This is a genomic window from Longimicrobiales bacterium (genome assembly GCA_035764935.1).
Taxonomy (GTDB): domain Bacteria; phylum Gemmatimonadota; class Gemmatimonadetes; order Longimicrobiales; family RSA9; genus DASTYK01.
The window spans coordinates 1-19,984 of the sequence record DASTYK010000003.1 but is presented as its reverse complement, the minus strand read 5'-3'; the positions used below and the strand labels follow the sequence as shown (position 1 = coordinate 19,984).

General features: G+C 67.8%; 14 protein-coding genes. 8 read left to right on the top strand and 6 right to left on the bottom strand.

Annotated elements, in window-relative coordinates:
* The first annotated feature begins 13 nt into the window (after positions 1-13).
* From VFU06_00150 to VFU06_00140, 3 genes are read left to right on the top strand one after another with little or no spacing between them, the layout of a single operon-like run.
* On the top strand, positions 14-496 hold the full coding sequence (locus VFU06_00150; protein HEU5207790.1) for a flavin reductase family protein: 483 nt from the start codon (positions 14-16) through the stop codon (positions 494-496).
* Positions 493-1,788 (top strand): SDR family oxidoreductase, encoded by a 1,296-nt coding sequence (locus VFU06_00145; protein HEU5207789.1) that lies wholly within the window; start codon positions 493-495, stop codon positions 1,786-1,788. The genes VFU06_00150 and VFU06_00145 overlap by 4 nt, the downstream gene beginning before the upstream one ends.
* Positions 1,785-2,204, top strand: a complete 420-nt coding sequence (locus VFU06_00140) for a DUF2267 domain-containing protein (protein ID HEU5207788.1) — start codon at positions 1,785-1,787, stop codon at positions 2,202-2,204. Before VFU06_00145 ends, VFU06_00140 begins: the two co-directional genes overlap by 4 nt.
* A 45-nt stretch (positions 2,205-2,249) precedes the next feature.
* Here the strand turns inward: VFU06_00140 and VFU06_00135 are convergent, their stop codons facing one another.
* From VFU06_00135 to VFU06_00125, 3 genes are all read right to left on the bottom strand, one after another.
* Positions 2,250-3,212, bottom strand: coding sequence for a DMT family transporter (locus VFU06_00135; GenBank protein HEU5207787.1), 963 nt, complete (start codon positions 3,210-3,212; stop codon positions 2,250-2,252).
* 2 nt (positions 3,213-3,214) lie between these two features.
* The gene (locus tag VFU06_00130) at positions 3,215-5,614 is read right to left on the bottom strand and encodes a DUF2723 domain-containing protein (GenBank protein ID HEU5207786.1); all 2,400 of its coding nucleotides are present in this window, start codon (positions 5,612-5,614) and stop codon (positions 3,215-3,217) included.
* An 81-nt stretch (positions 5,615-5,695) separates the two neighbouring features.
* A complete protein-coding gene (locus VFU06_00125) occupies positions 5,696-7,657 on the bottom strand; it encodes a hydantoinase/oxoprolinase family protein (GenBank protein ID HEU5207785.1) in 1,962 nt (653 codons plus the stop codon).
* On the opposite strand from VFU06_00125, the gene trpE reads away from it, so the two are divergent.
* The 3 genes from trpE to VFU06_00110 all read left to right on the top strand — a co-directional run bounded on the left by trpE (position 7,644) and on the right by VFU06_00110 (position 14,399).
* Complete coding sequence (gene trpE, locus VFU06_00120) at positions 7,644-9,227, top strand: anthranilate synthase component I (protein HEU5207784.1); 1,584 nt, start codon at positions 7,644-7,646, stop codon at positions 9,225-9,227. The two genes, VFU06_00125 and trpE, sit on opposite strands and share 14 nt — an antisense overlap.
* A 473-nt stretch (positions 9,228-9,700) precedes the next feature.
* Positions 9,701-12,925: a SusC/RagA family TonB-linked outer membrane protein gene (locus tag VFU06_00115; GenBank protein ID HEU5207783.1), complete on the top strand. Its 3,225-nt coding sequence runs from the start codon at positions 9,701-9,703 to the stop codon at positions 12,923-12,925.
* A gap of 28 nt (positions 12,926-12,953) precedes the next feature.
* Complete coding sequence (locus tag VFU06_00110) at positions 12,954-14,399, top strand: SusD/RagB family nutrient-binding outer membrane lipoprotein (GenBank protein ID HEU5207782.1); 1,446 nt, start codon at positions 12,954-12,956, stop codon at positions 14,397-14,399.
* Between the two features lie 132 nt (positions 14,400-14,531).
* On the opposite strand, the gene VFU06_00105 is transcribed toward VFU06_00110, so the two are convergent.
* The 3 genes from VFU06_00105 to VFU06_00095 all read right to left on the bottom strand — a co-directional run bounded on the left by VFU06_00105 (position 14,532) and on the right by VFU06_00095 (position 17,758).
* A complete protein-coding gene (locus VFU06_00105; protein ID HEU5207781.1) occupies positions 14,532-14,969 on the bottom strand; it encodes a hypothetical protein in 438 nt (145 codons plus the stop codon).
* Positions 14,970-15,297: 328 nt separating this feature from the next.
* Positions 15,298-16,626 (bottom strand): pyridoxal phosphate-dependent aminotransferase family protein, encoded by a 1,329-nt coding sequence (locus VFU06_00100; protein HEU5207780.1) that lies wholly within the window; start codon positions 16,624-16,626, stop codon positions 15,298-15,300.
* Positions 16,610-17,758: an alcohol dehydrogenase catalytic domain-containing protein gene (locus VFU06_00095; protein ID HEU5207779.1), complete on the bottom strand. Its 1,149-nt coding sequence runs from the start codon at positions 17,756-17,758 to the stop codon at positions 16,610-16,612. The genes VFU06_00100 and VFU06_00095 overlap by 17 nt, the downstream gene beginning before the upstream one ends.
* Before the next feature lie 266 nt (positions 17,759-18,024).
* Between VFU06_00095 and VFU06_00090 the strand changes: the two genes are divergently transcribed.
* Both VFU06_00090 and VFU06_00085 read left to right on the top strand, forming a co-directional pair.
* Positions 18,025-18,594, top strand: a complete 570-nt coding sequence (locus VFU06_00090) for a hypothetical protein (GenBank protein ID HEU5207778.1) — start codon at positions 18,025-18,027, stop codon at positions 18,592-18,594.
* On the top strand, positions 18,591-19,984 hold a 1,394-nt coding region (locus VFU06_00085), incomplete at its 3' end, for a GMC family oxidoreductase N-terminal domain-containing protein (GenBank protein HEU5207777.1). The genes VFU06_00090 and VFU06_00085, both read left to right, overlap by 4 nt.

Below are 19,984 nucleotides of genomic sequence, written 5' to 3'. Positions count from 1 at the left end.
CGATGCGAGGTCCATGCCGATCGAATCCGCCGAGTTCCGCAGGATCCTGGGCCACTGGTCGACGGGCGTCGCGGTGGTCACCGCCCGCGCGTCCGACGGCTCCCTCTGCGGGCTCACCGCCAACGCGTTCAGCTCCCTCTCGCTGCAGCCGCCCCTCGTGCTCGTCTGCGTCGAGCATTCCGCCGACACCCACGACTGCATCCGTGACGCGGGTGCCTTCGCGATCAGCGTGCTGGCCGCGGACGACGAGCGCACCGCGCGACGCTTCGCGGGCGAGGCCGACGGCACCGACAAGTTCGAGGGCGTCGCCTGGCGCGAATCCGTGACAGGGTCGCCCGTGCTCGATGACGCACTGGCGTGGGTCGACTGCAACGTCGCGACGGAGCATGTCGCCGGCGATCACACGATCTTCATCGGCCGGGTCGTGGCAGGAGATGCGGTGGAGGGTGAGCCGCTGCTCTACTACCGCGGCGGCTATCATCGCGTGTGCCCGTGACGAGACAGTCGCGCATCGCAGCCGTCGCACTCGCGGGTGGCATTGCACTCGGCATCACGCTCACCGTCGGGACCGCGCGCCTCGTGTACGCCGGCGGCGGCTTCCTCGGCGCGACCGGTGTGCTCGTCGCGCTGACGCTGGCGGCGCTCGGAGCCGGCGCATGGGGCGGCGATCCCCTCCTGAACCCGGACGCGAATCCGCGCGTGCGCGCCCTGGCGCTCGCCCTCGCGCTCGCCGTGGCCGCCGCGTTCGCAGGACTGTGGCGCGGCGCGGTGAGCGACAACGCCACGTCCGGCGCGGGCGCGCTCGGCGCCATGCTCATGCTCGCGGCACCCGCCTACATGGCCGGTTCGCTGTTCGTTGCACTCGGAATGCGCGGCCCCTCCATCGCGCCGCTGGCGATCGGCGGTGCCGCCATCGGCGTGCTGTTCGCATCCAATGCATTCGTCCCCCTCCTCCAGCCCTGGAGTGCGCTGCTCCTCGCCGGCAGCCTGGTCGGGCTGGTCGGGCCACTCGCGCCCGGGGAAACAGGAACACGCAGAGGAAGAAACGACATGGACGGACGGGTCGTCATCGTGACCGGCGTCGGTGATGCCGGCCAGGTCGGCTATGCGATCGCAGCACGACTGCTCGCTGCGGGCGCGCGTGTCGTCATCACGGCGCGCAGCAGCAGCGTGCAGCAGCATGCGACGTCCCTCGGCAGCGATGAGCGCGTGATCGCGGTCGAGGCGGACCTCACGCTCGACGACGGCGCCGAGCGCGTCGTCGCCGCTGCGCGTGATTCGTTCGGTCGTCTCGATGCACTCGTGAACGCAGCGGGTGGACTGCGTGTGACCGGACCCGTCTCCGAGACGAGCGACGCCGACTGGCGCGACGAGCATGCACGCAATGTGGCAACCGCGGCCTGCATGACCCGCGCGGCGCTGCCGCTGCTGCGCGAGTCGCGGGGCGCGATCGTCAACTTCGCATCGCCCGCGGCGGACTCCGCGCCCGCGAACCTCGGGGCGTACGCAGCGGCCAAGGCCGGTGTCGTCGCGCTCACACAGGCGCTGGCTGCCGAGGAGCGGGAAAGCGGCGTACGCGTGAATGCGGTCGCGCCCGGAATGGTGGATACGGTCCAGAACCGCAACGACATGCCGACGCGACAGCGCTGGGTCAAGCGCGAGCAGATCGCGGACGTCGTGCTGTTCCTGCTGTCCGACGCGGCGAGCGGGGTGACGGGCGAGGTGGTGCGGGTGACGGCGGAAATGCGGGATGCCGCTGGTAGCGCCTCAACACATGGGAGAGAATGACCGCTCCACAGGAATACCAGCGAGCTACTGACCATTTCTACGATTATCTGGTCGACCTCCGTGACATCATCGGCTTCACCACCACCAACCCCGCGTACACGGCGACGGAGGCGGTCTTCCGCACGTTCCGCCGGCGCGTCTCCATCGCGGACGCGATCCGCTTTGCCACCGTGCTGCCGGCCGGCCTGCGAGCGCTCTTCGTGGCCGACTGGGATCCGGAGGAGCCGCGCCTGGAGTTCACGGACCGTGCGACGATGACCAGGGAGATCCAGTCCCTGCGCCCGAACCACAACTACTCACCGGACTCGGCGATCAGCGACGTCGCGCGAGCAGTGCGCAAGCACGTGGACCAGCAGGCGCTCGAGCGTGTTCTCGCCCGCATGCCGCCGGAGGCCGCAGACTTCTGGAGCGTGTAGCCCGGGAGCTCTGTGCTCTCCGTGCGCTCCGTGGTAAAACAGCCGCTACATGATCACCTTGGCATCCTGCACCGCCGGCTTCTCCCGAGCCAGCATGGCCGCCGCAGTCGCGATCATCGCGATGCCTGCAATGCGCGTCGCATCGAGCCCCTCACCGAGCAGTGTCGCGGCGAGGAGTGCGGCGATCACGGGTTCGACGGACGCGAGCATCGCAGCCGTGCTCGCTGGCAGCCAGCGCAGTGCCTGGAGATAGAGCAGGTAGGGCAGCAGCGTCGGCACGATGCCGAGCGCAATCAGTGCCGGCCACTCGCCATGCGGGCGTGCCATGGCTTCGAACGGCGGCTGCACGATCGTGAGCGCCAGCATCGCGAACGCGAACATCCAGAACACGGGCGCGATCGGGTCGGGGTAGCGCTCCGTCGCGGACTTGCTGAAGAGCGTGTACAGGCCGTAGGTCAGGCCGGACAGCAGGCCCGTGAGCAGTGCAGCGCCGCTCAGTGAAGCGACGCCCGCCTGGAGCGCGCTCACGGCGCCCGTCACGAGCAGTACACCCCCGAGCACGAGCGCCAGCGCCAGGATGTGCGCGCGCGGCAGGCGCTCGCGCCAGATCAGTGCGGACAGCACCACGACGAACGCCGGTGCCGTGTACAGCAGCGACACGGCGATCGCCACACTGGTCTGCTGCAGCGTCAGCAGGAACATGAGCGCGAAGAGCGCGAAGGCCGGTATTCCGTAGGCCGCGAAGAACGGCAGGTCGCGCGGTCGAATGCGGAGCCGCGACGGGCGTGGCAGCGCGAGCAGCGCGATGCCCGTGAAGCCGACCCAGTTGCGGATGCTTGCGAGCTCCAGCGGTGTGAAGCCGGCGTCGTAGAGGCGTTTGGCGAAGAGCCCGAACGTGGCCCAGAGCGCTGCCGCCAGCACGACGAGCAGCGCACCGAGGAGTCGCGTCGATTTCTGGTGTGCATGCGGCACGCCGTCGATCCCGGCGTGCCGCGTCGACTCCGCCATCCTCAGCGACGCCGGCCGTTCGCCAGGTCGATGTATGCCGCGCCGCGCTCGAGGTGGCGGTCCGCGGCCGTCGTATCCCCCTGCAGCGAGTTGACCAGTGCCGCGCCGTAATGGGCGATGCCGTAGTAGTTCGGGATGCCGGTCGTCGCCCTGTCGGCCCAGTGGCCCCACTCGTCGGGGAATCCGCCGCGGTGCACGAACACCTCGTCGAGCAACCGCTCGGTGCGCGGCAGGTCGAGGTACGGGCCCACCATGTTGGTGAAGCCGGTGCCGTCGTCGGGCACCTCGTAGATGCCGCGCGCGGGATCCGGCTGCACGGGGCCGTTGTTCAGCTTGAACGCAAGGCCCTGCCGGATCAGGTACGGCCGCAGGCTGAGATCGTCGTACGCCTGCGTGGTCATTGCGAAGTAGATCGGCCGGTCGTCGATCGCGGTCGTGATCATCGCGGCGAGGAAGACGCGCGAGGGCACCATCCAGGAGCCCTGCGGCAGCACCGTCTCGATATTGCCGGCGCGGTAGACCAGGGATTCCTGGAGCTGGTACGGGCGCGTGTTGGCGACGTCGTGGATCTGCTGGAGCTCCAGCGGCACGATCGATTCCGTCGGCACGAAGGTGCCGGGTCTCCCCTGCGAGATGCGCACACCGCTCGTGTCGCCACCGGTCGGTGCCGCCCAGTTCGCGTAGAACTGCGCGCTGTTCTCGGGCTGGAACGGCCGCTGGCAGATGATGCGCGTGGGATCCTCGAGCGGATCCTCGCCCGGCGCGCACGGGGTCGTCAGCCCCTTGATCTGCTCGACGTACCAGGGCGTGTTCAGGTAGCTCATCACCATGACGGTGACGTCGCGACGGATGCCCTCGACCTCCTGCAGGTACCAGAGCGGGAACGTGTCGTTGTCGCCGTTCGTGAACAGCAGCCCGTACGGCTCCACGCTCATGAGCAGGTTGTACGCCCAGTCACGTGCCGTGTAGTCGTTGCGCCGCGAGGCCCAGCTCCAGTTGAAGACCAGCGGGATCAGCGCGAGCAGCAGCACGGGCGCGGCCGCCATCTCCGCGAAGGAGCGCTCGCGACCGCTCTCCTGGAACCGCTCCGCCAGGCGCTGCCAGAGCGCGGTGATGCCGATGCCGGCCCACAGGGCCCACACGGAAAAGCCGACGATGAAGAAATAGTCGCGCTCGCGCACCTCGCGCATCTCCATCGACGCGTCGCTAGGATACGTGTAGCCGTAGCGGAAGTTCAGGTAGAACGTCAGGCCGAACGACAGTGTCGCGAAGAGCACGAGTACGTAGGCCCAGCTCGGTTTGTCTGCCCGATAGTGGCGGGCAGCACCGTACAGCCCGAGCGCGATGAACAGGATCGTGAAGACCGGTCGCGCACCGCCGAACCAGTTGTCGAGCCCCCCGACCGAGCGCGCCCACTGCCAGTCGAAGTACTGCAGGTAGTTGGCGAACTGTGCACCGATCAGGTCCGGCCCGCGCGGCGCATCGCGGCCGAACCCGGCGGCAACGGGGTCGCTCATGACCGACGGCTTGGAGTACTGCTCGCGCTGCAGCGCCGCCGACAGGTTGTCGCACCCCGTCGCGCCCAGTGTGAGAACGCTGGTCACGGCGGAGCCGAGCGTCGGACAGCTCGGGTCGGCCTCGTTGATCACGGGATCCAGCCCGGCGCGGATCGGCAGGTACAGGTGCACGGACAGGCCGAGCACGACGGCCAGCACGCCGAAGACGTAGAGCCGCCAGTTCGCCAGCGCACGCGCATTCACCATGAGCAGGTAGATGAGCATCGCGGGTGCGGCGAGAAACGCCATCAAATGGTTGCCGACGGAGAGCGCCAGGATGAAGATGGCCAGGATGATCAGGTTGTCGTCCTTGCCCTCACCCACGTGGTCACGCCAGCGGAACGTGATCCACGAGAGCAGCGCGATCGTGAAGAGCGAGACCGTGTAGACCTTCTCGTTCACGTTGGACTGGTTCCACACCGTGTATGCCGTCGCGCTCACGAGCACCGCGGCAATCGCGCCGACCAGGCGGATGCGGCGGCTCGCCGTCATATAGGACAGCACGCGGTGCACGATCAGGAACCAGCACCCGTGCGCCAGCGCGCTCATCGTCGCACTGAACAGGTTGACGCGCACGGCGGGCGTCAGGCCGAAGGGCGCGAGCAGCAGCTCCCACGCGCGCGCGAGCAGCACGAACAGCGGGTTGCCCGGGGGGTGCGGGATCCCGAGGATGTGCGCCGTCGCGATATACTCGCTCGTGTCCCAGAACCAGGTGGTCGGACTGAGCGTCAGCGCATACAGCAGAAACACGCCGAGCGTCGTCAGTGCTGCGGCGAGGTACGGCGCGCGGTACACGTTCTCCGCCGCCGCGCCGTCCGCCGGCTTCTCGATCACTGCCTGCTCCATCCGGGCCCCTCTCCAGAAAATGTCGGGTCGGCAGGGGCCGACCCGGAAACCGCGTAAGCTACACGCCGGCCGGCGGCCGGCTCAAGGCACTGCCGGATCGCTGCGGCCGAGCAGCAGCGCCCCGCCGGCGATGTCCTCCACCCGCCAGCCGGGCGGAAGCAGCGTGGTCGCACTGTATTCCACGATCACTGCCGGCCCCTCCAGGCCCGCCCCGACGTGGGCCCGTGCAAGCAGTCGCGCGTCCGTCGCTGCGCCACCGAACACGAGCCGCGTCGGCGTCGGGAGCCGTGGTGCGCCACTGGCAGGAAAGACTGCGGCCGCCGGATCGAGCGGTGCTGGTGCTTCCGCCTCCACGCGCAGCGTTACCGCCTCGACCTCCGCACCCGGTCGGGAATGGCCGAAGCGGCGGGCGTGCGCCTCGTGGAAGCGGCCCACCCAGTCGCCCTGCGCGCTGACGGTCAGCTCGTAGCTCTGCCCGCGGTAGCGCGCGTCCACGGCGTGGCGCACGACCACCGTTTCGTATGCGACGTCCTCTTCCGCCAGCTCCGCGCGCGCTTCCGCCTCCAGCACCGAGAACGCGTCCGCGAGCAGGAAATCGGCGTGGGCGCGCCCGCGCGCGAGCACTGTCCGCGCCGCCTGCTTCAGCACGGGCGCGACGAGCATTCCGAACGCGGAGAGCACGCCCGGCGCCGGCGGAACGAGCACGCGCGGCACGCCCAGCCGCTGTGCCAGCTCGCATGCGTGCAGACCGGCTGCACCGCCAAAGGCGACCAGTGTGAAATCCGTTGGCTCGTAGCCACGTTCGACACTGATGACCCGCAGGGCGCCCTCCATCGACGTGTTCACCACGTCGATGACGCCTTCCGCCGCCGCGTCCGGACTGCCACCGAGCTGGTCCGCCAGCTGCCCGAGCGGCGCCGCGATCGCCTCGCGCGAAAGCGGCCGCGCGTGTGCCCATGCCGCTGCAGGCAGTCGCCCGAGCCACACGTTCGCATCGGTCACGGTCACGTCCGTGCCGCCCGCACCGTAGCAGATCGGTCCTGGCGCTGCGCCCGCGCTGCGCGGCCCCACGCGCAGCGCGCCACCCGCATCGACGTGCGCGATCGAGCCGCCGCCCGCACCGACCGTATGGATGTCGAGCACCGGGATCGCGATGGGCACGCCGTCGATGCGCAGCTCGCGCGTGTGCAGCGGTGCGCCGGGACAGAGCGCGACGTCGGTCGAGGTGCCGCCCATGTCGAAGGTGATGATGCGCTCGAGTCCTGCGCGTGCCGCGATCGCGCGTGCGCCGGCAATCCCGCCGGCCGGCCCGGAGAGCACCGTGTGCACCGGCTCGCGCCGCGCGCGCTCGACGCGCAGTGCGCCACCGCCGGAGCCCATCACGCGCACGCGCCCGGCCATGGCGTCTACCCGCTCGAGGTAGCCGCCCATGCGCGGTGCGACGTACGCGTTCACCACCGTCGTCGCGCAGCGCTCGTACTCGCGGTACTCCCGCAGCAGTGCGCTCGAGAGCGTCACGGGTGCATCGGTCTCGAGGAGCGCGGCGACCGCACGCTCATGAACGTCGTCCGCGTAGCTGTGCAGCAGGCAGACCGCAACAGATTCCGTAGCGGCAAGTCGTTCCTGCAGCGCCCGGACGGCGTCGCGGTCGAGCGGAACGAGCTCGCGTCCGCGCTCGTCGAGTCGTCCCTCGATGCCGATGCGGTCTTCCCGCGCGACGAGCGGCGGCGGGCGGGTGCCGTGCAGCGCGTAGAGCTGCGGCCGGTCCTGTCGCGCGATCTCGATCACGTCCTCGAAGCCGCGGTTCGTGATGAGCAGCACGCGCGCCCCGCTGCGCTCGAGCAAAGTATTGGTCGCGACCGTCGAGCCGTGCACCAGCAGCCCGACGTCGCTGCCGCCGCCGGCAGCTTCGAGCGCGGCGGCGACGGCGCGCGCCGGGTCCTCCGGCGTCGACGGCACCTTGGCAACACGGAGCATTCCACCGGAAAGCGCCACGGCATCGGTGAACGTCCCGCCCGTATCCACCGCAATGATGATTGACACGCCTCTGCGGCTGCTCGACATTCCCGCGCCTATGCTCATTCCTGATCGGGCGGCGTTTCTCCGCCATGCCCGCGACGGCCGGCTCGTTCCGGTGCGTCGCGAAATCCTGTTCGACACCGATACCGCCGTCGGCGCATACGCCAAGCTCGCGCGCCCGCCATTCGGCTTCCTGCTCGAATCCGTCGAGGGCGGCGAGACCTGGGCTCGCTACACCTTCCTGGGCACGGAGCCGCACGCCGCCTGGCGGTTGCACACCGACGGGACCACCAGTCGGTGGTCTCCCGGGGCAGGATGGAGCACGCCACACCAGCCCGAAGATCCGATCGCGGAGCTCGCCGACCTGGTACGCGCGCGCGAAACGATACCGCTTCCCGGCTTTCCGCGCTTCATCGGTGGCGCGGTCGGCTATCTCGGCTATGACGCCGTCCGCTACATCGAGCGCCTGCCCGACGCGCCGCCCGACACGCGCGGGCTGCCCGATGCGCTCTTCCTCTTCACCGACCTCGTGGTCGCGATCGACAACCTGTTCGGCCGCGCCAGCGTGATCGCGCTCGTGGATCCCGCAGGAGCCCGGGGCGAACAGGAGCTGCTCGCGCGCTATGATGCCGCGGAGGCGCGGATCGATGCCCTGCTGGAGCGACTGACCGAGGCACCACCGCTCGCGCCGCTGGAAACGCGCGAGGGTGAAGCGCCTGCCGCCACGTCCGCGTACTCGCGTGAGCAGTTCGAAGATCACGTGCGCCGGATCCAGCAGTACATCGTGGACGGCGACGCCTTCCAGGTCGTGCTCAGCCGCCAGCTCGAGATGCCGCTGCACGCCCGGCCGTTCGACGTCTACCGCGTGCTGCGATCCCTGAACCCCTCGCCGTACCTGTTCTTCCTCGAGCTCGACGACCTGACCATCCTCGGCTCATCGCCCGAGGCCCTCGCACGCGTCGAGGACGGCCGCGTCGTCGTCCGCCCCATCGCGGGCACGCGGCCGCGCGCGGGCAGTGCAGATGAGGACCGTGCGCGCGCCGAGGACCTCATGGCGGACGACAAGGAGCGCGCCGAGCACCTCATGCTGGTCGACCTCGGCCGCAACGATGTCGGTCGCGTGGCCGAGTACGGCAGCGTGAACGTCACGGAGCTGATGGCGGTCGAAACCTACAGCCACGTGCTGCACATGGTCAGCAGGGTGGAAGGGGACCTCAGGGCAGGGCTGGACGCATTCGACGCCCTGCGCGCCTGCTTCCCGGCCGGGACCGTATCCGGCGCCCCGCGCATCCGGGCCATGGAGATCATCGACGAGCTGGAGCCCGTCCGGCGCGGCCCATACGCCGGCGCCGTCGGTTACTTCGCCTACGGCGGCCAGACCATGGACACGGCCATCGCGATCCGGACCCTGATCGCCAAAGACGACGTCGCCTGGCTCCAGGCAGGCGCCGGGATCGTCGCCGACTCGTTGCCGGACAGGGAGTTCGAGGAAACGGTGGCAAAGGCCGGGGCGCTGGTGGAGGCGCTGCGGCGATGCCCGCCGGCACCGGACCGGGCGGGCAACCCACGAAACCCTGGCGGGACGGAGGACTGACCTCTCACTGGGACGAAATAGGGTCCAGAGGGGATCAGTAAGCCAAATTGGTGGGACGTCTTGCGTCAGGCCGGTGTCACACTCAACCTACCGTGTTCGTTCCCTTTCGCATGTAATGGCTGGAGACGGCCCTGGAAACCACGTACTTCCCGGAAGGAGGTGGGTGTCGCATCCGCAGGCGGCACTGATTCCGCCGCCCGGATCAGCTGGGTGACTGCGTCGCATGCCAAGGGGCTGGCGGCGAATGGATAGATGTCGAGTAGTCGCGGGTCTGTCGCAGGCCAGCAGGATCTGCTTCCATCTCTTCTGGTTGCACCTCTCATCCAGGCAAGTCGCCGTACCTGCAGGCGGGCGTGTGCCCCCTGCCGGAATCGCGAAGAGTCAGGATCGAACGGACGTTCGCACGGAATGCGGCGCCGCTGTTGGTCCACGCTGGAGTCGTTCTTATCCGTTCCACACAGGAGAACCAAGGCATGAACACACTTCGCTGCGGGATCGCGCTTGCGCTCCTGGCGGTGTTTGCCCCGGTGGCGCTGGAAGCCCAGGGGACAGGCACGGTCACGGGCTCAGTGATCGAGCAGTCGACCACCCGCCCCCTGCCGGGCGCGCAGGTGGTCATCGGGGAAACGGGGCTGGGTGCCCTGACGGACGCGCGGGGTCGTTATCAGATCCTGAACGTGCCTGCGGGGCAGCACACCGTGCAGGTGCAGATCATCGGGTATGGCCAGGCGAGCCAGACCGTGACGGTGGTGGCGGGTGAGGCGGTTTCGGCGGACTTCGCGCTGGAGGAGACGGCGGTCAGCCTGGACCGGATCGTGGTCACGGCGCTGGGCGTCGAGCGGCAGGAGGCTGCGCTCGGTGTCGCGACGGAGACGATCGGTGGTGACGAGCTGTCGACCATCGAGCCGAACTTCGTGCAGGCGCTTGCTGGACAGGTTGCGGGTGTGAACATCACGCAGGCGGCGAGCCCCGGCGGCTCGTCCCGTATCGTGATCCGCGGCGCGAACTCGATCACTGGCAACAACCAGCCGCTGTTCATCGTCGACGGTGTGCCGATCGACAACAGCTCGTCGCGCGTGTTCTCCGACGACCTGAACTGGGGCAACGCGGCAGCGGACGTCGATCCGAACAACGTCGCATCGATCACGGTGCTGAAGGGCCCGAATGCCGCGGCACTGTACGGCTCGCGTGCCGCCAATGGCGCGGTCATCATTACGACCAAGTCGGGTCTGGCAGCGGGCCAGGGCCAGGTGACCGTCAGTCAGCAGGTCACGTGGGAAGACCCGACAATGCTGCCGAAGTACCAGAACGCATACGGGCAGGGCTACAACGGCCAGTTCGCATACGTCGATGGTGAGGGTGGCGGCACCAACGATGGCGTGGACGAGAGCTGGGGCCCACCGCTCGACGCCGGGCTCATGATCCCGCAGTTCAACAGCCCTGTCGGAGCGGACGGTGTGCGTCAGCCGACGCCGTGGGTCTCGAATCCTGACAACGTCGAGTACTTCTTCAAGGGCGGTCAGACGCTCACGACGAACGCCGCGTTCGCGAAGTCGGGCGACACGTACAACCTGCGCTTTTCTGCGACGCGCTTCGACCAGGAAGGCATGATTCCTGGCTTCGACATGGACCGCCTGACGCTCGGTCTGAGCGGTGGCGTGGACGTGACGGATCGGCTCAGGGCTTCGACGTCCGTGCAGTACTCGAAGACGGATGCGAACGGACGCCCCGGCATGGGCTACGGCAGCACGAACCCGCTGTCGCAGATGATCTGGTTCGGCCGCCAGGTCGACATGCGTGACCTCGAGGCGAACTTCGATTCCATCCGTGCAGAGAACGGTCTCCCGTACAGCTGGAACAGCAGCTACCACACGAATCCGTACTACCTTCAGCTCGCGAACGGGAGCACGCAGGACCGTAACCGACTCATCGGTAATGTCACGGTCGACTACGACCTGACCAGCTGGCTGTCGCTGAGCGGCATGACCGGCATGGACTGGTACGACGAGAATCGGCTGCGTTCGTATGCACCGAACCTGCTCGGCGTGACGCTCTCGGACGGTTCGCCGATCGGCGCGACCGGTGGTCTGGTCAACTCCGACATCGGCTTCCGTGAAGTGAACAGCCAGGTGCTCGCGAACATCGCCCCGGATCTCGAGGGGCCGGTTTCGGTCACCGGGTTCCTTGGTGCGGCGCGTCGCGATTACCGTCGGGTAACGAGCGGAAACACGGTGACGGACCTGATCACGCCGTGGATCTTCTCGGTCGAGAACGCGGCGGTTGCGCCGATCTCGACGGACAACACCTCGCGCAAGCGGGTGAACAGCCTGCTCGGGCAGGTGGAAGTCGGCTACAACAACTATGCGTTCCTGACGGTGACCGGTCGTAACGACTGGTCCTCCACGCTGCCGGAAGACAACCGCTCGTACTTCTATCCGTCCGTGTCGGGAAGCTTCGTCTTCTCGGATGCGTTCAACATGAACCAGGACTGGATGGACTACGGCAAGCTGCGCGCGAGCTGGGCGCGCGTCGGCAACGACACCGACCCGTACCAGCTGCGCGGCGCGTTTGCGGCCAGCGACATCTTCAACGGGTTCCCGACGTTCGCCGAGCCCAACCAGATTCCGAACTCGGAGCTGGAGCCGGAGACGACGGAGTCGTGGGAGTTCGGCGCGGAGCTCGGCTTCCTGGGCGGACGCCTGGGGCTGGACGCGACGTACTACAACACCAAGACGTTCGACCTGATCATGCCGGTCTCGATCTCGCGCGCTACGGGCTACACCTCGCGGATCGTCAACGCCGGCACGACCCAGAACAAGGGCGTCGAGCTGCTGCTGAATGTGGTCCCCGTGCAGACCGAGGACTTCCGGTGGCGCTCCTCGTTCAGCTTCTCGAAGAACGACAACACGGTCGTGGAGCTGGCAGAGGGCGTCGAGGGCCTGTCGCTCGGTGGCGAGTGGTACGGCTCGATCTGGGCACGTGAAGGTGAGCCTTACGGCCAGATCTTCGGTTACACGTATGTCCGTGACTCGCAGGGCCGCATCGTCGTCGGTAGCAACGGTCGTCCGCTGCTCGGCCCCCAGGGTGTTGTCGGCAACTACAACCCCGACTGGCTGGGCGGCTGGAACAACGACTTCAGCTACAAGAATTTCGATCTGAACTTCCTGGTCGACATCCGCCAGGGTGGTGACATCTATTCGGTTACGCACATGTTCGGCATGTACGCCGGCGTGCTCGAGCCGACCGCAGAGGGTCGCTGCCTGCTTCCCGGACAGGCGGGTGCCAACCTGCCCCCCTGTGTGGAAGAGGACGGCACGATCAATGGCATCATCTTCGACGGTGTGAAGGTGACGGAAGACGGTGACACCGTCCCGAACGACATCGTGACGAGTGCGCAGGCGCTGTATCACAGCAGCGGCTACTACGCGACGACGGAGGCGCACACGTTCGATGCTAGCTACGTGAAGCTGCGTCAGCTCTCGCTGACGTTCGATGTGCCGCAGGAGTGGGCGAGCCGCCTCAGCCTGTCAGGTATCCAGCTCGGTCTGATCGGGCGTAACCTGGCGACGTGGGGCGTGCACGAAGACCTCGACGTCGATCCGGAAACGGCATACGACGCGAGCAACGCACAGGGCTTCGAGTACGGAGCGATGCCAAGTGCGCGCAGCATCGGCTTCACCGTCACCGTGCGGCCGTAAGCGGTTGCGCAAGGGAAAAGGCATAGACATGACAAAGAGATTCCTCAAGGCCGTTCCCGCACTGGCACTGTTCGCAGTGCTCGGTGCGTGCGACGAAGGCCTGACCGAGATCAACCAGAATCCCAATGCGCCGGAGGATGTGCCTCCGGCCAACCTGCTCGGTAATGCCATCATGGATGCGGTGGGTGGTGCCTACGGCTCGCACAGCGAGTGGTTCGGCATGTACCTGTCGAATCTGTGGTCGCAGCACCTGGCACAGCCGACATACGGGACGGAGGACGATTACCTCCCGCGCATCGCTCAGCTCAATGGCGTCTGGGAGAGTGCCTACACCGGCCCGCTCGCAGACCTCAACGTGCTGCGCAACATGGCTGCTGCATCGGGTGACGAGAATCTGGATGCAGTATCGAACATCCTGATGCACTGGCAGTTCCAGATCCTGACGGACGTGTACGGCTCCATTCCGTACACGGAGGCGTTGCGGGCTGACGAGGGGATCAACAGCCCGGCTTACGACTCGCAGGAGACGGTGTACAACGGCATCTTCGACAATCTCGAGGCGGCTGTTGCGCAGATCGATCCGTCCGCCAGCGTGTCCTGGGCAGGTGGCGACTTCTTCTACAACGGTGATCTGGAGAAGTGGACGAAGTTCGCCAACTCGCTCCGGATGCGGGCCGCAATGCGGCTGTCCGAAGTCGCTCCCGCCACCGCTGAGGCCGAGTTCGCAGCGGCGTATGCTGCCGGCGGCTTCGAGAGCAATGCCGACAACGCGGTGCTCCAGTACGGGGCCACGGGTCCGAGCCGTAACCCGATCCACCTGCACTTCACGTCGCGGCCCCTCGCGGACTTCGCCGTGAGCAAGGCCATGGTGGATACCCTGATGAACAACGATGACCCGCGTCTACCGTTCTACGCGGATCCGGCACCGGCACTCGGGACGTACAACGGGCTGCCGAACGGCTTCGAGGCGACGGAGCTTCCGAGCCCGACGAATCCGCATCCGGACTCGGTGGCGGGCTTCCCGCACTTCTCGCCCATCAGCACCTATTATCGTGAGCCTGACGCTCCGGCGTTCGTCTTCACGTACGCAGAGGTGCTGCTGCTGCAGGCAGAGGCTGCAGAACGCGGCTGGATTGCGGCCGACGCCGAGTCGCTCTGGCAGCAGGGCATCGAGGCTTCGATGGAGCAGTACAACATCCCGCAGGCCGAGATCGATGCCTACATCGCAGGCCTGACGTACAACGGCCTCGAGAGCATCTGGACGCAGCAGTGGATCGCGCTCTACCTCAACGGGAACGAGGCGTGGTCGCTGGTGCGGCGGACCGGACACCCGGTGCTTACGCCGGCGGATGGCGCAGCGGAGATCCCGGGACGGCTGCCGATCTCGCCGAACGAGAACCTGTACAATCCGGACAACTACGCGGCGTTCGCGGATCTGACCGTGTTCGATCCTGTGTGGTGGGATGTAAACTGACGTACGGAGCTGGTGCAGTAACCAGTCAGCTGGTCAGTTCGGACGCAAACGCCCCCGGCATTTCTGCCGGGGGCGTTTTGCGTATCGGAGCTCCTGTCGTTGTTGCGAGCAACATCGCTCGCCCACATGGAGCTACAGATCTGATGTTTTCATGAAGACCAGAATCAGGCCATTCGGGCTGTTCCGGTACCCTGGCCGCTGAGTAACGCCCATGGGATAGACCTCAATACGATGGATCTCGCTCGGCACCAGCGTCTCGAGGATGCAGGTGTTTCCGCTTCGCGTACCGTCAACGTAGACGACTGGATCGTTGGAGCTCATCAGACTGCGCGTGCCGCGCATCAGGATCTCCGGACAACTGTCCGTTCGTTTTATGCGCATGCCGGCAACGTGACTCGGCAGGATGTTGAGCACGTTTCCCGCGGCATGTTCGAGCTCGTGCTCATCGATGACCATGGCGGTGCTCTCTTCACGCGCCTCCGGCGCACTGCCCGGGCTCGAATTGCTGGAGCAACCGAAAGCCGTTCCGAAGGAGACGGCGGCCACAACGAGCTTGATGCACCGACACATGAGAACCTCCGGGCACTGGGCAACTGCATCGCATGACGGAAGACGTCAGCCGATCCGGCCGGAGGCCAGGGCGTCCACACCCCTGGCGAGGCGCGGCGGTCGGAAGCGGCGGGCTTTCGGAAGGGCCGGACATCTGCGCCGGCGTAACGGACGGGCGCGACGGTCCTCTCTTGTTGTTAGCACATGAACGCGTGCGCAGCAAGTGGCGGCATGGATCGGGCCACCGGGCGATCAGTAGGCGCCCGGTGAGCGGTCTCGCCCGGAACGAAACCGGGCCGCACACCTTCCGGCATGCGGCCCGCCTTGCTGCTGCGCCCTGGCTGAAGCCCTACGGCTCCATCTCCTGGCACTCCTGCAGCGCCTCGAACAGCCGCTCGAAGTGCTCCGGCCGGTGCGCGGCGGTCGCGCACAGCCGCAGTCGCGCCTGGCCGGGCGAGACCGCCGGGTAGACGACCGCCGAAACGAAGATGCCGCGGTCCAGCAGCCGGCGAGCCCAGCGGTAGGCCTTGAACTCGTCGCCCAGCAGCACCGGTACGACCGGCGTGGTGGTGGGCGGCGTTTCCAGGCCGATCGCATGGAGGCCGTCGATCAGGACACGCGTGTTCTCGCGCAGCCGCTCCATGTGATCCGGCTCCTCCTGCAGGATGCGGAGCGTTTCCAGGATCGCGGCGGAGTTGGCCGGGGTCAGTGCCGCGCTGAACATGTACGGCGCAGAACCGTGCTGGATGTAGTACTTGAGGCCCAGCGAGCCGGCGACGAACCCGCCCGAGGACGGGATGGCCTTGGAAAGCGAGCCGGTCAGGATGTCGATGTCCTGCGGATCGATGCCCTGCGCCTCGCAGACGCCCCGGCCGGTCTGGCCGAGCGCGCCGATCGAGTGTGCCTCGTCCACCAGCAGGAAGGCGCCGTACTTCTTCTTCAACGCGATGATGTCCGCGACCGGCGCCTGGTCGCCGTCCATGCTGAACACCGAGTCGACGGCGATCAGGATGCGGCGGGCGCCGCGGTTCTGCGCCTGGCGCAGCCGCCGCTCCAGGTCTCCCATGTCGTTGTGCTTGAAGCGCCGCACGTCGCAGTGCGCCATGCGCACGCCGTCGTGGATGCTCTGGTGCGCGTACTGGTCCAGGATCGCGACGTCGTCCGCGCCGAACAGGGACGTGATCGCCGCGATGTTCGCGTCGTACCCGCTGGCGAACACCGCCGCGCCGTCCTGGCCGAGGAAGCGCGCCAGCTCACGCTCGAGCTGGTGGTGGAGCTGCAGGGTGCCCGTGAGCAGGCGCACGCCACCGGTCGACGTGCCGTACCGGTCGATCGCCGCCTTGACCGCGTTCTGGATGCGCGGATTGCCGATCAGGCCGAGGTAGCTGTACGTCGAGAACATGATGAGCTGCTCGCCCAGCGCCTCGGTCTCCGGACCGGCCTTGCGCGAGAGCGGCAGCTGGTACGTGTACAGCGACTCGGGCAGGCCCATCGCGAACAGCTCGAACCAGCGCCGGACGTTGGGGACATCCAGCAGCGAGCCGGGCTCGACCAGGTCGTCCACCGTCCGGCCGTCCATCCAGCCGCCAAACGGGTCACGCGTGTACCCGGCCAGGTCGCCCGCGCCGTTCGCCGACGGGACCACCGCCAGCTCCAGGTCCTCAGCGCCCGCTGACATCGGGACGGATGGCGACCTTGATGGAGCGGTGTCCGCCTTTGCTGAGGGCGGCGTGAAGCGCTGCACGATAGTCCTCCAGTTCAAACACGTGAGTCAGCAGCCCGAGCTCACCGTAGTCGCGACGGCGCAGCAGCTCGATTGCGGTCTCGTAGATGTCCCGCCTCTCGCCCTCGAAGGGCGCCAGGCCGTAGGCAAAGATACCGGCCAGCGTGATCTGGCGGTACCAGACACGCGTCCAGTCGACGCTGGTCTTCGCCGCGCCACCGACGAGGATGAGCTTTCCGCCCTCGCGGGTGAGTGCGACGCCGTCACCGATCGTGGTCTCGCTGCCGACCGTATCGTATACAATCGACGGCCCGCCCTCGACGAAGCGGCCCGCCAGTGTGGGCTTGTAGGCGACTGCGCCCGGCAGCCCGCCCGCCCACTGGTACAGCTCCTCGCGGTTGCGCAGCAGCACGTCCGCGCCCGCGGCCTCCGCCTTCTCGAACTGGAAGCCGTAGCGGCCCAGCGCGGCGATGGTCCCCTCGAAGCCTGCCGCACGGAGTGCGACGATCGTGAGGAGCCCGATGGAACCGGCTCCGATCACGAGCACGACGTCGTCGTCCGCGGGCGGGTGCAGCAGCACCGGCCGGAGCGCGGACACGAAAGGGTCCGCCAGCACGGCGACTTCGTCGCTCAGCCCGTCAGCGCGGTGCAGCTGTGACGAGTGCGCGACGAAGCCGCCCGACCAGCCGCCCCCGGTGCGCGGGTTGTAGCCGATCATCGGCCCGCGCCCGACCACTCCCTCGTTGGTCCTGCGACACAGCCCGTACTCGCCCCGCGCGCACGCCGCACACGGCTCCAGGCCGCGCTGCAGGCAGGACAGCATCGGGTTGACGATCACCCGGTCACCCGGCTGCCAGCCGTCTGCGCCCGGACCCACCTCGGCGACGCGTCCCACGTTCTCGTGGCCGAAGACGAACGGGTAAGCGCCGAACGGCTCCAGCGTGAACGAGTCGTGGGCGGTGACCGCGGACAGGTCGCTGCCGCAGATCCCGCTCAGCGTCGTCTGGACGCGCACCCAGTCGTTGCCGGGCAGCGCTGGCGCTTCGATCTCGTCCAGTGTGACGCAGCCGAGAGGGCCGAGCGCCATGCCCGGGCGTCGCCTGGAGGCAGCACGGGTCAGGAGGTACCGGACGGGACGATAGTGAAAGCGGACTGCTCGCAATGGTCCGTAGGCTGCCTGCGTCGGTCACACGCGGTGAACGGAATCATCCAATCTAACCTCACCTGGCGCGGGCGAAAATGGCAAAACCGCTTCGGACACTGGCACCGGACCCTTGTTCCGGCCGTGCAGCGGCGGTTTTTTCCGCCGGCCGCTTTACGGTGCCCGCGGGCGCGTCTAACTTGCGGGCTCCTATGAACCTGCCCGAATCACGCCCCGGCATGGACCGCCGCTCGTTCCTGCGCACCACCGCGGGTGGCACCGCTGCGATCGCGGCCGCGTCGCTGCTGCCGGCCGGCTGCTCGCGCGACTACCCGGAAGCGGACAGCGACGGCTACACCCTGCTGGCGCTCACGCCCAAGGAGTACGCGGTCATGCGTGCCACGGCGGAGGCACTGCTCGAGGGGATTCCCGTGGAGCCCTCGCTCGTCGCGCAGCGGGTCGACACCGAGCTCGCGGCCGTGGGTGAGCCGGTGCGGACCGACATGAAGACCGTGCTCCGCATCATGCAGCATGCGACGCCGCTGGGCGGGCACCTGCGCCGCTACACCGCGCTCACGCCCGCCGACCGGCTCCGGTACCTCGAAGGCTGGGCCCGCAGCCGCTTCGACCTGCGACGTGCGGCGTTCCAGGCGCTCAAGGGGTTCACGCACTTCCTCGCGTACTACGACGACCGCACGCGCGAGATGACCGGATTCGAAGGTCCCTGGCCCGAGCGCTTCGACCTGCCGGTAATGCCGGTGGACTACGGCGAGGTCGTATGATCATCCAGGGGACGAACCGGCAGGGCGATGTCCGCGAGACGTGCGACGTCGTGATCGTCGGGACCGGCGCGGGCGGTGGCACTCTCGGTGTCTACCTGGCCGAGCGCGGCTGGGACGTGGTCATGCTCGACCGAGGCGGCTTCTTCCGCGCTGAGGACTTCACGCAGCGTGAAGAAGACGGCATGGCCGACTTCAACGGGCGCCGCGGGCTCGATTCGACCGTCGACAATGCGTACTTCCTGAACTACGCCGAAGCGATCGGCGGTTGCACGGTGCACTACTGGGGCGACTCGTTCCGCACACCCACCGACCGGCTGCAGCGCTGGCGCGAGCAGCTCGGCCTCGACTGGATGCACGAAGCGGAGCTCGACCCGCACTTCACGGAGATCGAGCGCGAGCTGGGCATCCACATCGCGGGCGAGGAGCTGTTCAACGAGAACAACCGGCTGGTGCGCGCTGGCTGTGAGGCGACGGGCATTGCAGGCCACGCCGTGCCGACCGCGCGCGTGAACTGCATCGCGTGCGGCTGGACGCAGTTCGGCTGCGCGTACAACCGGAAATCGTCGCAGCACATCACCACGCTCCCGCGTGTCTCCAAGGTGGGCGGCCGAATCTACAGCGATGCGCGCGTCGATCGCATCCTGATGGAGAACGGCCGCGCGCGCGGCGTGCGCGGCGTGCTGCTGGATCGCGCGACGAAGCAGGAACGCGGGCGGCTGCAGGTGGACGCACAGTACGTCGTCCTCGCGGGTGGTGCGCTCGGCACTGCGGAGCTCCTGCTGCGCAACGTTCAGGACCCGACGGTCGGACGCCGCTTCTACATGAACCCGCACTACTTCGTGTGGGCAGACTTCGGCAGGCGCATCGACAACACCACCGGCATCCCGACCGCGTACGCAGTGGATGGCAAGCGCATCGTCGAGTACGACGCGAAGGGCGAGTACGCGGGTGGCGGCTACATCATGCTGACCAACCACCAGTCGCCCGGCATCTTCGCGACCATGCTGTCGGAGATCGGGCCGAAGCACGCCGAGCGCATGCGGAAGTACCACCAGCTCGGCTCGGTGATGAGCGTGATCGACGAGGAGCACCCGGGCCGCGTCTTCCTCGACGACAACGGGATCCGCCGCACGGAGTTCGAGCTGAAGGGCGTGGACCGGCTCAAGGCGGTCGACTACCTGAAGAACGCGAGCCGCATCTTCCTCGCGGCGGGCGCGCAGGAGGTCTGGATCCCGGACGTGTACGGCACGGTCGTCCGCAACGAGAGCGACATCCAGACGAAGATCACGCTGAAGAGCGTGCAGCCGAACGCGCAGTTCGCGGCGGGCAGCCACCTGCTCGGCACGGCGCCGATCGGCACGGATCCGGCAGACTCGTTCGCGGGCCCCAC

Coding starts and splice junctions, on each gene's coding strand:
- VFU06_00140 (HEU5207788.1), top strand. CDS start 1,785: ATGACCGCTCCACAGGAATACCAGCGAGCTACTGACCATTTCTACGAT.
- VFU06_00130 (HEU5207786.1), bottom strand. CDS start 5,614: ATGGAGCAGGCAGTGATCGAGAAGCCGGCGGACGGCGCGGCGGCGGAG.
- VFU06_00095 (HEU5207779.1), bottom strand. CDS start 17,758: ATGGCGCTCGGCCCTCTCGGCTGCGTCACACTGGACGAGATCGAAGCG.
- trpE (HEU5207784.1), top strand. CDS start 7,644: ATGATGATTGACACGCCTCTGCGGCTGCTCGACATTCCCGCGCCTATG.
- VFU06_00115 (HEU5207783.1), top strand. CDS start 9,701: ATGAACACACTTCGCTGCGGGATCGCGCTTGCGCTCCTGGCGGTGTTT.
- VFU06_00135 (HEU5207787.1), bottom strand. CDS start 3,212: ATGGCGGAGTCGACGCGGCACGCCGGGATCGACGGCGTGCCGCATGCA.
- VFU06_00150 (HEU5207790.1), top strand. CDS start 14: ATGCCGATCGAATCCGCCGAGTTCCGCAGGATCCTGGGCCACTGGTCG.
- VFU06_00090 (HEU5207778.1), top strand. CDS start 18,025: ATGAACCTGCCCGAATCACGCCCCGGCATGGACCGCCGCTCGTTCCTG.
- VFU06_00100 (HEU5207780.1), bottom strand. CDS start 16,626: ATGTCAGCGGGCGCTGAGGACCTGGAGCTGGCGGTGGTCCCGTCGGCG.
- VFU06_00110 (HEU5207782.1), top strand. CDS start 12,954: ATGACAAAGAGATTCCTCAAGGCCGTTCCCGCACTGGCACTGTTCGCA.
- VFU06_00105 (HEU5207781.1), bottom strand. CDS start 14,969: ATGTGTCGGTGCATCAAGCTCGTTGTGGCCGCCGTCTCCTTCGGAACG.